Raw genomic sequence first — 13048 nt, 5'->3', positions numbered from 1 at the left:
CGGGGCCGGAGAGCCCTGGGCCCGCTCGCGACCACAGCGGTACGGGTTCGGCGGGTGATCCGCCGGAGACGTCTCCGTGGCCACCCGGGACCGCGCTCCGCGGACGGGAGGGCACCGCTGTGGCACCACTCGGAGCCTCTGCGAAGGAGCAAGATGTTCGGAAAGAAAGTCGTGGCTGACATGATCAGCCGCAGCGCCGAGAACGAGCACGACCGCCGCTCGTTCCTCCGCGCCGCCGGTGTGGCCGGCCTCGGGACCGTCGGGGCCGTGGCCCTGGCCGGTGCCGGTACCGAGTCCGCCTCTGCGGCACCCAGCAGCGACGGGGGACCGAGCGACAGCGCGATCCTCAACTTCGCGCTGAACCTCGAGTACCTCGAGGCGCAGTTCTACTCCTACGCCTACTGGGGCGAGGGGCTCGACTCGACCGACGTGACCGGTACCGGCACGCAGGGCAAGGTCACCGGCGGCAAGAAGGTGCACTTCAAGTCCAAGGCCATCCGCGAGTACGCCCGCGAGATCGCCATGGACGAGCGCAACCACGTCAAGTTCCTGCGGAACGCGCTCGACGGGCAGCAGGTGTCGCAGCCCGCGATCGACCTCAAGACCAGCTTCACCGCGGCCGCCCGTGCGGCCGGGCTGATCAAGAGCAACCAGACGTTCGACCCGTTCGCGAACGAGAACAACTTCCTCCTGGGCGCGTTCATCTTCGAGGACGTCGGCGTCACGGCCTACAAGGGCGCGGCCCCGCTCATCACCAACAAGACCTACCTCGAGGCGGCCGCCGGCATCCTCGCGGTGGAGGCGTACCACGCGGGCATCGTCCGCTCGGCGCTCTACCAGAAGGGTCTCTTCGCCGAGGTCAAGAAGATCTCGGCGCTCCGAGACGCGGTGGACGGCTCGTCGGACGACGACCAGAACCTGCGCAGCAGCGGCAAGCACGCGAACATCGTGCCGACCGACTCGAACAGCATCGCGTTCAGCCGCACCCCGGCGAACGTGCTGAACATCGTCTACCTCACCCCGAGCGAGGCGACGAAGGGCGGGTTCTTCCCGGCCGGCGTGAACGGTGCCGTCAACACCAGCAACAACAACGCCTGATCCTCACGACCTGAGCCCCCTCCGGGGCTCGTGAGGTCTCCGGCCCGGGGCGACGCGCGTCGTCCCGGGCCTTCTCACGTCAGGACCGGCCGCGGGTCGCGTACGGGGTGTGGGTCGGCAGGGTCATGCGCGGCGCGCGGCGCGGGCGGCCGCCGGCGACCATCATCAGCAGGACCTGGACGCGGTAGCGGTGGCCGCGGTAGGGCTCGAGCAGCTCGGTGGCCGCGGCGTCGTCGAGGACCTCGCCGGTCAGGGCCCAGGTGATGTTCTTGCCGACGTGGTAGTCGCCGATGCTCCACGCGTCGGCGTCGCCGTGCGCGCGCTGCCGGACCTCGGCCGAGGTCCACGGCCCCACGCCGGGCAGGCTCCGCAGCGCCAGGTCGGCGGCCTCGTGGGTGCCGAGGAGCGTCCGCTCCAGCGCCACGGCACGCTGGGCCGTCCGCACCAGCGTGCGGCTGCGGCGCTCCTCCACGCCCGCGGCGAGGAAGCGCCAGCTCGGCACCCGCGCCCACTGCTCCGGCGTCGGCGCGACGTACATCCCGTACGCCGCCGATCCCACCTCGCGCGTCGGGCCCGGGGCCGGTTCGCCGAACTCGCGCACCAGCAGCCGGAAGGCCCGGAAGGCCTCCTTGCCGGTCACGACCTGCTCGAGGCAGGCCGGCGCGAGCGCCTCGAACACCGCATCGCTGCGCCCGACCCGGAAGTGGCCGTAGCGGTGGTGCGCCTCGGCGACGATCGCGTGGTGCGGCACGAACCCGTCCAGGTCGTCGTGCTCGCCGACCAGGCGCGGCAGGTGGTCGAGCACCCACTCGGCTCCGTCGCCCCAGGCCCGCGCCGACACCTCACCGCCCTGGGCGACCACCTTGAGCAGGGCGGTGCCGCACGGCGTCCGGGTGGTGCGCAGGTGGATGCCACCGAGGACGCGGTGCGTCGGGTCGCCGGTGCCGCGCCGGTGCAGCCCGAAGACGGCACCCAGCATCGGCGGCCGGTCCAGGACCAGCCGCCGCGTCAGGCCGGCCGCGGGTGTGCTCATCGCCCGCCGATGCTACGTCCGGGGACCGACAGGACGCTCGACGACGAACCTCGACACCTCCGACCCCGGGTCGCCCCCGGTCGCCCCGGCCCGGACCTCCCGGAAGCCGTTCGCCGTGAGCACGGCGCGGGAGGCGTCGGCGTACGGGCCCGGCTCCACCTCGGCCCGCACGACGTCGGCCCCGTGGCGCCAGGCGTGCTCGAGGAGCAGGCCGCAGGCCCGCGTCGCGACACCGCGGCGCCGCGCACCGGGCACGACCTGGTAGCCGATCTCGACCTCGGCCGGACCGTCGTCGGCCGGTGGGGAGTGGAAGCCGGCGTCCCCGACGACGCGGTCCCCGACCACCATGGCGAAGACCCACCAGGGGCTGCTCGTCGGGTCGAGGCCGAGCGCGTCGTACGCGCCGAGCAGCATCCGCGCGGCGCTGAAGGTGTCGGCGGTGGGGAAGCCGGGGTCCCAGCCCTCCGGACGCTGGAGCCCGCCGTCGACCAGGGCGCGCACGAGCGCGACCGGCAGGCGCTCCAGCCGTACGGCGTCGGGCGCGAGCGGGCCCGACGGGCCGGGGGTCATCGGGCTCATCCCCGGGTGACCGACGGCCAGGGGTTCGCGGTGCAGCCCTGCAGGCCCTTCGTCTGCTGCAGCATCACCGGCGCCGGGCGGCCCCGGGCCGGGCAGCCCACGTGCGAGCGCCCGAGCGCGTGGCCGAACTCGTGGTTGACCAGGTACTCGCGGTAGGCGGCCACCTCGTCGACGTCCGAGCCGTAGGCGTCGGCGCCGAGGACCCAGCGCTTGGCGTTCAGGACGACCTTGTCGCCGGCGCGGCAGGACACCTCGCCCCGGGTCAGGAGCGGGGCGCAGAGCCGGTCGGTCGTGCCCGGCGTGACCACGTACGCGTGCAGGTCGGCCCGCTGCCCCAGCGGGACGACGGAGAAGCGGGCGCGCCCGGTCGAGCGCCAGCTGCGGGGGTCGTCCAGGGTCCGCCCGATCGCCCGGGCGACCACGTCGGGGTCGAGCCCGAGGCCGTCCTCGACGCGCACGTCGACGCGGTAGAGCCGGCCGGAGTCCGCGCTCGTGGGGACCGAGACGTCGGCGCCCGCGTACGAGCCCGGTCCGCGGTCGGCCACGAACACCCCGTCGAGGCGCCCCTCGACGACCTTCCGCGACGGGTCGGCCGTCGCGGTCGGGCCCGCCCCCGCGGAGGGTGCGGCGCCCGGCGGGGCGGGGCCGGGCGCGCTCGTGGTGGGAGCGTCGGGGCGGACCTGGGCCGCGACGGGCGCCGCCGGCCGCGTCAGCGTCGACGCGCCGACGACGAGGAGGAGCAGCCCCACGACGACGCAGAGGAGCATCGCCCCCGACCCCGGCGGACGTCCCGACGGCCGCGCGGGACGGCGGCGCGGTCGCCGCGCTGGGTTAGATTGTCCGCCGACGCGGCGCACCCGCGCGGGACGTGGATCTTCGTGGGGGACGTGGGTCCGCCGCCCCTCCGACGACCGGCTCACGGCCAAGAGACTAGGCGGACCACGTGGCGCACTCGCACAGCAACGCCGCAGGCGCCCTTCACGAGGGCGGCGGCCACCAGGTCACCGGCGCCGAGCTCTACCGCCACCGCCGTGCGCTGCGCATCCTCATCGTGGTGCTGATCCCGCTGGGGATCTGGACGCTGGTCGGCCTGGTCGCCCTCTGGCCCGGCGACGTGTCCGAGCACGTCAACGCCGACGCGGGCGGCTACAGCGTCCCCGGCGTGACCTACCCCCACGCGACGATCACCGCCGTCGAGCCGATCTCCTGCGACGGCCTGCCGGGCTCGACCCCGGGCCAGGCCGGCGTGAACGCGTGCGCCAACATGACCGCCACCGTCAACGACGGCGACGGCAAGGGCGACGTCGCGAGCGTCCCGCTCACGCAGGCCGTCTACGCCTCGGGCGCGGAGGTCGGCGACGGCGTGACCCTGATCCGCGTGCCGCCGGGCGACGGCCAGCCGGCGTCGTACCAGTTCTCCGACTTCGACCGCCGCGCGCCGCTGCTCATCCTGACCGCCGTCTTCGCCCTCGTCGTCGTCGCGGTCGCCCGCTGGCGCGGTCTGGCCTCGCTGATCGGGCTGGGGTTCGCCGGGCTGATCCTGGTGAAGTTCATGTTCCCGGCGCTGGTCGCCGGGCAGAACCCCGTCGTCGTCGGCCTGATCGGGTCGTCGGCGATCATGTTCGTGGTCCTCTACGCGGCGCACGGCTTCAACACCCGGACGACGACCGCCCTGGTGGGGACCCTGTTCGGGCTGATCCTCAGCGCCGCCCTCGGCTACGGCGCCACGCGCTGGGCGCACCTCACCGGGGTGGCGAGCGAGGACGACTACCTCCTCGCGGCCTCCACGCCCGACCTGCGGCTGACGTCGGTGGTGATCTGCGGGATCATCGTGGCCGGTCTCGGCGTGCTGAACGACGTCACGATCACCCAGGCCTCCGCGGTGTGGGAGCTGGCCGACGGCCACTACCTCGACGAGAACGGCAAGGCGCTGCGCCTGCGCAACCGCGACCTCTTCGCCCGGGCCATGCGCATCGGCCGCGACCACATCGCCTCGACCGTCTACACCATCGCCTTCGCCACGGCCGGCGCCTCGCTCTCGGTCCTGCTGCTCATCGCCGTCTACGACCGCCCGCTGCTGCAGGTCCTGCAGACCGAGCAGTTCAGCGACGAGATCGTCCGGACGCTCGTGGGCTCGATCGGCCTCGTGCTGGCCGTCCCGCTGACCACCGCCGTCGGGGTGGCCGTCGTCCGCGCCGGACGGGTCCGGCCCGCGGCCGAGGGAGCCGGGGACGACGCCGAGGGGGCCGCGCTGGTCCCGTCCGAGCGCCGGGCGCGGTCGAAGCGGCGTACGGCGCCGGAGGTCACGCCCGACGCGTCGGCGCCCGCCTCCCGGGACGAGGACGGCGACGTCGAGACCCAGGTCCTGCCCGCCGTACGCGGCTCCCGCGCGGCGTCCGACCGGGGGGCCGAGGCAGCACCGACGACCCCGCCGGCGACTCCCCCGGCGACCAAGGACCCGGTCGCCGACGTGGTCTCCGACGCCACCGAGCGGACGTCGCGGCGCAAGCGTCGCCGCTCCGACGACGACTTCGGCGACTTCTCCGACCTCCGCGACCCCGACGAACCGTCCCCGCGCCGCAGCCGCTGACCCGCGCCGACTCCTACCGAGCCCCGGACGTCCGCCGAGCGGTAGGTTGCCGCGACTTTCGAGGCCGGATTCGCGCGGCAACCTACCTCTCGGCGGATCGAGGGGCAGTTCGTGGCGCGGCGCGGCGCTGAGCGAGGCGCGGCGGGTCGGCAGGGATCAGCCCTGGCGCGGGTCGGGAAGCAGGGCCGCGAGGTCGGGCCGCTCGAAGAAGGCCGCCGTCGCGCGAGCGGTCGGCGAACCCAGGTCCGGGTTGGCGCCGAGCTCGACGAGCGTGCGGACGACGTCGGCGTAGCCCTTGAACACGGCGCCGGCGAGCGGGGTCTGGCCGCGGTCGTTCACCACGTCGACGTCCGCCCCGCGGGCCGCCAGCACCTGGACCACCTCGGCGTGGCCGTGGTACGCCCCGAGCAGGAGCAGCGTGTTGCCGCGCGCGTCGGTCAGGTCGACCGGCATGCCGTGGTCGGCGTACGCGGCGAGGCGCTCGGCCTCGCCGAACCGGGCCCGGTCGAGGAGCCAGTGGGCCAGCTCGACGGGGTCGTCGCCCGTCGGGACCTCGCTGCCGGGGCCGCCCTCGGGCACCGCCCCGCTCACGAGCCCGGGCGCAGCAGCGGGAAGAGGATCGTCTCGCGGATGCCCGCGCCGCTGAAGAGCATGATCAGCCGGTCCAGGCCGAGGCCGACGCCGCCCATCGGCGGCGCGCCGAACTCGAGCGCGTCGAGGAAGTCGTCGTCGAGCTGCATCGCCTCGGGGTCGCCCGCGGCCGCCTCGAGCGACTGCGCGGTGAGACGCTCGCGCTGCACGACCGGGTCGATCAGCTCGGAGAAGCCGGTGCCGCGCTCGACGCCGCCGATGAAGAGGTCCCACGCCTCGATGAGCGCGGGGTCGCTGCGGTGCGGCCGGGCCAGCGGCTGCGCGCTGGGCGGGTAGTCGCAGACGAAGGTCGGCTGCAGCAGGGTCGGCTCGACGAGCTCGGCGAAGAGCTCGAGCACGACCTTCTCCGCGCCCCACGCCGGGTCGAGGGTGACCTCACGAGCGGCGGCCAGCGCCCGCAGGTCGTCCAGCGACGTCTCCGGCGTGACCTCCTCGCCGAGGACCTCCGACAGGCCGGGGTAGACGCCGAGCCAGCGCCACTCGCCGTCCAGGTCGATCGTCCCGGCGGGCGTCTCGACCTGCCGCGAGCCGAGGACGTCGGCGACGTCGAGGACGATCTGCCGCGTCAGTTCGGCGACGCTCCGCTGGTCGCCCCACGCCTCGTAGAACTCGAGCATCGTGAACTCGGGGCTGTGCGTGGAGTCGACGCCCTCGTTGCGGAAGATCCGCCCCATCTCGTAGACGCGGTCGACGCCGCCGACGACCGCGCGCTTGAGGAAGAGCTCCAGGGCGATGCGGAGCGTCATGTCGATGTCGAAGGCGTTGAGGTGGGTCGGGAAGGGCCGCGCGTGCGCCCCGCCGTGCACCAGCTGCAGGACCGGCGACTCGACCTCGACGAAGTCGTGGCGGTGCAGCGTGTCCCGGATGCTCCGCGTCACCCGGGCGCGGTCGAGCACCATCTGGCGCGCCTCCTCGCGGACCGTCAGGTCGGCGTAGCGCTGGCGCACGCGGGTCTCCTCGGAGAGCCCGGCGTCGGCGTACAGGTTCGGCAGCGGGCGCAGCGCCTTGGACGCCAGCACCCAGTCGCCCGCCATCACGCTCAGCTCGCCGCGGCGCGAGGAGACCACCCGGCCGGTGACGCTGACGAAGTCGCCGAGGTCGACGTCGGCCTTCCAGGAGTCGAGCGCCTCCTGGCCGACCTCGGCCAGGGAGAGCATCACCTGCAGGCGGGTGCCGGTGTCGTGAGTCGACAGGCCCTCCTGCAGCGTGGCGAAGCAGAGCTTGCCGGTGTTGCGCAGGAAGACCACGCGGCCCGCGACGGAGACGACGTCCTGCGTCTCCTCCCCGGTCCCCAGGCTCGCCCAGCGGCTGCGCACCTCGCGGAGCGCGTGCGTACGGGGCACGGAGACGGGGTACGCCTGCCGGCCCTCCGCCAGCAGCCGGGCCCGCTTGTCCTGCCGGACGCGGCGCTGCTCGGAGACCTCGGCCTCGGTCGGCGGGACGTTCGGCTGGTCTGGCACCCGCTCAATCTAGTTGTCGAAGGCCTGTGGAGAACTCGCGTTCCGGCCTCGCGGGGACCCTCCGGCTGCCAGGATGTCGGCCATGTCGTCTCCTCAGCCGCCGCAGGGCTACGGACCGCAGGGCTACCCCGTCCCCCCGCAGGCGCCCCAGGGCTACCCCGTCCCCCCGCAGGCCCCGCAGGGCTACCAGCCCCAGGGCCAGCACGACCAGGGCCAGCAGGGCTACGACGCCGAGGGCTTCGCGTCCCGCCCGCAGGCGCCGGCGTACGGCGGCGGTCCCACCGGCGAGCTCGTGCTCCACCTGCAGAAGCCCTTCGGCGCGATGGGCATGATCACGCCGCTGGTGACCATCGACGGCTACACCGCGACCGCCTCCTGGGGCCGCAACTCCTTCCCGGCACCGGCCGGCGTACGGCGCGTCGACGTCGCGCAGACCTACCTGTGGACGTACGGGCGGGCCTCGATGACGGTCCCGGTCGAGCCCGGACGCACCGCGGAGGTCTACTACACCGGCCCGATGTTCACGTTCGGCATGGGTGGCCGGATGGGCACCGAGCCGCAGAAGCGGCCGGGCTGGGGCCTCTTCATCGGGCTCATGGTCTTCGTCGTCCTGCTCGTGCTCCTCGCCGTCGTCGCCGGGATCGCCGGCAACGCCTGAGCCCGCCCGAGCAGCGAACTCACACCCTGGAGGCACCCGGAGCACCCTGCGTGTGAGGCCGGGCACGCTGAGTAGGGTCAGCGCCATGCGCGACGTCCTGTCCGAGTACCGCCCGGGCGCGGCGTTCGACGAGATGGTCGACCCGGACGGCAACGTGCGGCCGAGCTATCGCGCCGTCCACGCCTCGCTCGCGCAGTCGACGCCCGCGGAGCTCAAGGCGATCGCGGAGTCGCTGGCCAGCAACTACACGCAGGCCGGCGTCACCTTCGACGTCGGCGGCGTCGAGCGGCCCTTCCCGCTCGACCTGGTGCCGCGCGTCATCGCCGCGGCCGAGTGGGACACGATCGAGGCCGGCGTCGCCCAGCGGGTCCGGGCGATGGAGCTCTTCCTCGACGACGTCTACTCCGACGCCAAGGTCATCTCCGACGGCGTCATCCCCAGCCAGCTCATCACCTCCTCCTCGCACTACCACCGCGTGGTGTGGGGCGTGCGCCCGCCGAACGGCGTCCGCATCCACGTCTCCGGCGTCGACCTCATCCGGACGCCCGAGGGCGACGTGCGCGTGCTGGAGGACAACTTCCGGGTGCCGAGCGGCGTCTCGTACGTGATGACGAACCGCACGGCCATGGTCACGGCGCTGCCCGACGCCTTCGCCCACCAGCGGATCCGCGGCGTCGGGGACTACCCGGCCCGGCTGCTCCAGGCGCTGCGCAAGGCCTCGCCGTCGACCGACGACCCCAACGTCGTCGTGCTCACCCCCGGCGTCTACAACTCCGCCTACTTCGAGCACACCCTGCTCGCCCGCACGATGGGCGTGGAGCTCGTCGAGGGCCGCGACCTCGAGTGCCGCCGCGGCAAGGTCTACATGCGCACCACGGCCGGCCTGCGCCGGGTCGACGTGATCTACCGCCGCCTCGACGACGACTTCCTCGACCCGGTCTTCTTCCGCAGCGACTCGATGCTCGGCGTGCCCGGGCTCACCAACGCCGTGCGCACCGGCGGCGTCGCGCTGGCCAACGCCATCGGCAACGGCGTGGCCGACGACAAGCTGATCTACACCTACGTGCCCGACCTCATCCGCTACTACCTCCACGAGGAGCCGGTCGTCCGCAACGTCGACACCTGGCGCCTGGAGGAGGACGAGGCCCGCGAGGAGGTCCTCGACCGCCTCGACGAGCTGGTGGTCAAGCCCGTCGACGGTTCCGGCGGCAAGGGCATCGTCATCGGCCCGCGGGCGACGCGCGAGGAGCTCGACGCGCTGCGCGCCCGGGTGGTCGCCGACCCGCGCGGCTGGATCGCGCAGCCGGTCGTGCAGCTCTCGACCGTGCCGACGCTGATCGACGACAGCCTGCGGCCTCGCCACGTCGACCTGCGCCCCTTCGCGGTGAACAGCGGCGACGGCATCTACGTCCTGCCCGGCGGCCTCACCCGCGTCGCCCTCCCCGAGGGCGAGCTGGTCGTCAACAGCAGCCAGGGCGGCGGCAGCAAGGACACCTGGGTGATCAGCCCGTCGCTCCCCCGCCTGCTGGAGACCGCCGACGCGGTCGAGGCCGAGCTGCGGGCCGAGGAGCAGGCCCCGGAGGAGGCCGCGGCCGTGCAGACGGCGCCGGACGCCGAGGTCCCGGCCGAGCGGGTGCTCCCGCGCCCCGTGGTGCCGCTGCTGGTCGGGCGCCGGCGGGTCGACGTCGAGCCGCGCGGCGCCGGGCACCGCCAGCAGGAGGAGCAGCAGCAGCAGGCCGGTCCCGACGCGGGGCCGGACGCCGGGGAGGTGGCCCGATGATCCTCAGCCGCATCGCGGAGTCGATGTTCTGGATCGGGCGCTACGTCGAGCGGGCCGAGGACACGGCCCGGCTCCTGCAGACCCACCTGCGCCTGCTCGTGGAGGACAGCTCCAGCGAGATCCAGACCAGCGCCAACCTGCTCGCGCTGATGAGCGTCGAGGGGGTCGAGGAACCGACCCACCTCGACCTGCTGCGCCTGCTCGCGTACGACCGCCGCGAGCCGAGTTCGATCTTCTCCTGCTGGGCGGCCGCCCGGGACAACGCCCGGCGGGCCCGCGAGGTCATCCCCCTCGACCTGTGGGAGTGCATCAACACCACCTGGCACCAGCTGCCCTCCGGCGGCTTCGGGGTGGCGCGCGCCAACAGCTTCCTGAACTGGGCCCGCGAGCGCAGCGCGATGTTCGGCGGCATCGCCCGCGGCACGATGGTCCGCGACGACGGGTGGCAGTTCCTGTCGCTGGGCCGCTGCCTGGAGCAGGCCGACATGACCTCGCGCCTGGTGGCCTCGGCGTCGGTCTCCGGCGGCGCGGCCCAGTGGCCGTCGGTGCTGCGCGGCTGCGGCGGCCACGACGCCTTCCTGCGCACCTACCGCGGGGTGCACGACGACGTGTCGGCGGCCGAGTTCCTCATCCTCGACGCCCGCTTCCCGCGCTCGATCATGCACGGGCTCAACGCCGCCTCCGACTGCCTGGCCAAGCTCGCGGTAGACGACCCGACCGGCTCCGGACGCGCCTCGCAGGCCCGGCGCCAGCTCGGCCAGCTGCGGGCCCGCCTCGAGTACGCCGACATGCACCACCTGGTGGCCCACCTCGACGAGGAGATGGGCGCGGTGCAGGACGTCACCGCCGCGGTGACCGAGCTCGTGACGCGGCAGTACTTCGCCGCGGAGGACCAACACGCGTGGGTGACGGAGGGGACGCGATGAGGCTGTCGATCGACCACCAGACCGGCTTCCGCTACGACTCACCGGTGCGCTCGTCGTACAACGAGGCGCGGATGGCGCCGCAGACCCGCGACGGGCAGACGGTCTGGACCAGCCGGATCACCATCGAGCCGACGGCCTGGAGCTTCAGCTACGTCGACTACTGGGGCACGAACGTCACCACCTTCGAGCTCCACGAGCCGCACGAGCGCTTGACCGTGCACTCCCAGGCCGTCGTCGACACCCGAGGCGACGAGATCGCCTGGGACACCGAGCGCCGCCCGGCCCGCAACGACCTCGGCTGGCCGGCCCTGCGCGACCGCGGCGTCATCGACCCGATGACCGACTTCCTCACCGTGACCACCCGCACGGCGCCGCCGCCCGAGCTCACCGCCCGGGTCGCCGAGGTGGCGCAGCAGCCGCCGCGCCTCGCCGGGCTCGACGTCTGCCGGATCGTGCACGACCGGCTCTCCTACCGCCGAGGCTCGACCACGGTGAACAGCACCGCCGCCGAGGTCTGGGAGCTGGGCACCGGCGTGTGCCAGGACTACACCCACGTGGCCCTGGGCGCGCTGCGCTCGATCGGGCTCCCGGCGCGCTACGTCTCGGGCTACCTCCACCCGGGGCGCGACGGCTCGGTGGGCAGCACGGTCGTGGGCGAGAGCCACTCGTGGGTCGAGTGGTGGTGCGGGTCGTGGGTCTCCTACGACCCGACCCAGGGCCGGCGCCTCACCGACCGCTACGTGCGTGTCGGGCAGGGCCGCGACTACGGCGACGTCGCCCCGCTGCGGGGGACGTACTCGGGCGGTTCGTCGGAGATGTTCGTGACCGTGTCGATGACCGAGCTCGGCTGAGCCGGACGGGTCCCCCTACGGCGCGACACCGCCGTCGGAGGGCGCCGGATCGCCTGCCGCGCGCTCCTGGCGCCGGATATCTTGAGGCCATGAGCAACCCGTACGGCCAGCAGCCCCCCTACGGGCAGCCGGGCCGCCAGCCGAACCCGTACGGCCAGCCCCAGCAGCCCTACGGCCAGCCGCAGCCGCAGGGCTACGGCCAGCAGGGCTACGGCCAGGCCCCGCAGCAGGGCTACGGGCAGTACGGCCAGCAGCAGTGGTCCCCGCCGCCGCCCGCGCGCCCGTCGCTGCGGCGGTTCGGGATGCCCGTCGTGACGATGGACGTCGTGCCCGGCCGCGAGACCGCGGACGTACTCGGCCCGGTCGTCTCGGTCGTGGCCCGCACCCGCGAGCTGCGTCCGGACCTGCGCAACGCCGGCGTCGTCGAGGGCTACACCGCGATGCTGACCGACTCCCGCCAGGACGCGATCGCCAAGGTCGTCGACATGGCCCGGGAGGCGGGGGCCGACGCGATCGTCGGGCTGCGGTTCGACTGCAGCGAGATCACGCAGTCGCTCAGCGAGGTCGTCGCGTACGGCACCGCGGTGACGCTCGCCCCCGTGGCGGACGCGGGCGCGGAGCAGGCCGCGCCCACGTCGTCCTTCTGAGAACGGTCTCGGTCGCCCCGGTCCTCAGGCCTCGACGGGGGCGGGGCGCACGCGGATGCCGTCGGGCCCGGCCTCGAAGCGGACCTCGGCGAGGTTCGTGACCACGGCGTCGGCGTCGAGCTTCTCGCGCGCGGTCGTGGTGACGACGGCGAGCGTCGCGCAGCCGGCCGCCTTCGCGGCCTGGAGGCCGAGCGGGGCGTCCTCCACGACCAGGCAGAGCGTCGGGTCGACCCCGAGGCGCTCGGCGGCGAGCAGGTAGGGGTCGGGCGCCGGCTTGCCGTGCTCGGTCTGGTCGGCGGTCACGAGGACGCTCGGCGCGGCCAGCCCCGACGAGGCGATCCGGGCCTTTGCCAGCGGCATCGTGCAGGACGTGGCGATGGCGTTCGGCGCGCCGACCAGCGCGGCGAGGGCTTCCGAGGCACCGGGCAGCACCAGCAGGCCGCCGGTGTCGTTCAGCTCGAGCTCGTTGATGCGGAGCACCCCGGCCTCGCGCTCGGCCTCGGGCAGGAACTTGGCCACGATGCTCGCGGCGGGGATCCCGTCGTGGCCGCGCATCTGCTCCTCCGAGATGCCGTGCTCCACCGCCCAGGCGGCCCAGGCGCGGTAGACCGCCGCCGTCGAGTCGACCAGCGTGCCGTCCATGTCGAACAGGACCGCGTCGAAGACCTTGTCCTCGAGCCCGTTCAGCCCCACACCCACTCCTCCGCCCGGGCCGGCCTGCTGGCCGGCGAGGCCCCCATCCTCGCCCACCCGGTGCCGCTCCCCCGTGTCGCGC

13 protein-coding genes are annotated in these 13048 nt (G+C 74.0%); 7 read left to right on the top strand and 6 right to left on the bottom strand.

Translation table 11 applies throughout. From position 1 onward, the window contains the following. The first annotated feature begins 153 nt into the window (after positions 1-153). Positions 154-1098, top strand: a complete 945-nt coding sequence (locus tag BLU42_RS17335; RefSeq protein ID WP_091077289.1) for a ferritin-like domain-containing protein — start codon at positions 154-156, stop codon at positions 1096-1098. A 79-nt stretch (positions 1099-1177) separates the two neighbouring features. Here the strand turns inward: BLU42_RS17335 and BLU42_RS17330 are convergent, their stop codons facing one another. The 3 genes from BLU42_RS17330 to BLU42_RS17320 are packed head-to-tail and all read right to left on the bottom strand — an operon-like array spanning position 1178 to position 3477. After that, on the bottom strand, positions 1178-2131 hold the full coding sequence (locus BLU42_RS17330; RefSeq protein ID WP_091077285.1) for a DNA-3-methyladenine glycosylase family protein: 954 nt from the start codon (positions 2129-2131) through the stop codon (positions 1178-1180). 12 nt (positions 2132-2143) lie between these two features. Next, the gene (locus BLU42_RS17325) at positions 2144-2701 is read right to left on the bottom strand and encodes a GNAT family N-acetyltransferase (protein WP_091077281.1); all 558 of its coding nucleotides are present in this window, start codon (positions 2699-2701) and stop codon (positions 2144-2146) included. Between the two features lie 5 nt (positions 2702-2706). Beyond that, on the bottom strand, positions 2707-3477 hold the full coding sequence (locus BLU42_RS17320; protein ID WP_091077278.1) for a DUF3152 domain-containing protein: 771 nt from the start codon (positions 3475-3477) through the stop codon (positions 2707-2709). Between the two features lie 176 nt (positions 3478-3653). Between BLU42_RS17320 and BLU42_RS17315 the strand changes: the two genes are divergently transcribed. Then, a complete protein-coding gene (locus BLU42_RS17315) occupies positions 3654-5300 on the top strand; it encodes a YibE/F family protein (RefSeq protein WP_091077274.1) in 1647 nt (548 codons plus the stop codon). A 156-nt stretch (positions 5301-5456) separates the two neighbouring features. Here the strand turns inward: BLU42_RS17315 and BLU42_RS17310 are convergent, their stop codons facing one another. Together BLU42_RS17310 and lysS are read right to left on the bottom strand one after the other, a co-directional pair. Next, entirely contained in the window at positions 5457-5891 is a 435-nt protein-coding gene (locus tag BLU42_RS17310; protein ID WP_231918246.1) for an ankyrin repeat domain-containing protein, read from the bottom strand. Next, a complete protein-coding gene (lysS, locus tag BLU42_RS17305) occupies positions 5888-7411 on the bottom strand; it encodes a lysine--tRNA ligase (RefSeq protein ID WP_197680492.1) in 1524 nt (507 codons plus the stop codon). Before lysS ends, BLU42_RS17310 begins: the two co-directional genes overlap by 4 nt. Positions 7412-7493: 82 nt before the next feature. Between lysS and BLU42_RS20925 the strand changes: the two genes are divergently transcribed. From BLU42_RS20925 to BLU42_RS17280, 5 genes are all read left to right on the top strand, one after another. Next, positions 7494-8069 (top strand): hypothetical protein, encoded by a 576-nt coding sequence (locus BLU42_RS20925; RefSeq protein WP_091077266.1) that lies wholly within the window; start codon positions 7494-7496, stop codon positions 8067-8069. A gap of 85 nt (positions 8070-8154) precedes the next feature. Then, entirely contained in the window at positions 8155-9849 is a 1695-nt protein-coding gene (locus BLU42_RS17295) for a circularly permuted type 2 ATP-grasp protein (protein WP_091077262.1), read from the top strand. Continuing rightward, positions 9846-10775, top strand: a complete 930-nt coding sequence (locus BLU42_RS17290) for an alpha-E domain-containing protein (RefSeq protein ID WP_231918244.1) — start codon at positions 9846-9848, stop codon at positions 10773-10775. Before BLU42_RS17295 ends, BLU42_RS17290 begins: the two co-directional genes overlap by 4 nt. Further along, entirely contained in the window at positions 10772-11626 is an 855-nt protein-coding gene (locus BLU42_RS17285) for a transglutaminase family protein (protein ID WP_091080839.1), read from the top strand. Before BLU42_RS17290 ends, BLU42_RS17285 begins: the two co-directional genes overlap by 4 nt. Before the next feature lie 89 nt (positions 11627-11715). After that, the gene (locus tag BLU42_RS17280; RefSeq protein WP_091077259.1) at positions 11716-12273 is read left to right on the top strand and encodes a YbjQ family protein; all 558 of its coding nucleotides are present in this window, start codon (positions 11716-11718) and stop codon (positions 12271-12273) included. Positions 12274-12297: 24 nt separating this feature from the next. Here BLU42_RS17280 and BLU42_RS17275 read toward each other — a convergent pair whose 3' ends face one another. After that, positions 12298-13023, bottom strand: coding sequence for an HAD-IA family hydrolase (locus BLU42_RS17275; protein WP_231918242.1), 726 nt, complete (start codon positions 13021-13023; stop codon positions 12298-12300). Positions 13024-13048 lie beyond the last annotated feature (25 nt).

The organism is Microlunatus sagamiharensis (assembly GCF_900105785.1).
Classification (GTDB): Bacteria; Actinomycetota; Actinomycetes; order Propionibacteriales; family Propionibacteriaceae; genus Microlunatus; species Microlunatus sagamiharensis.
Note: the sequence above shows the minus strand (reverse complement) of the source record. Positions and strands in the feature narration are given on the sequence as shown.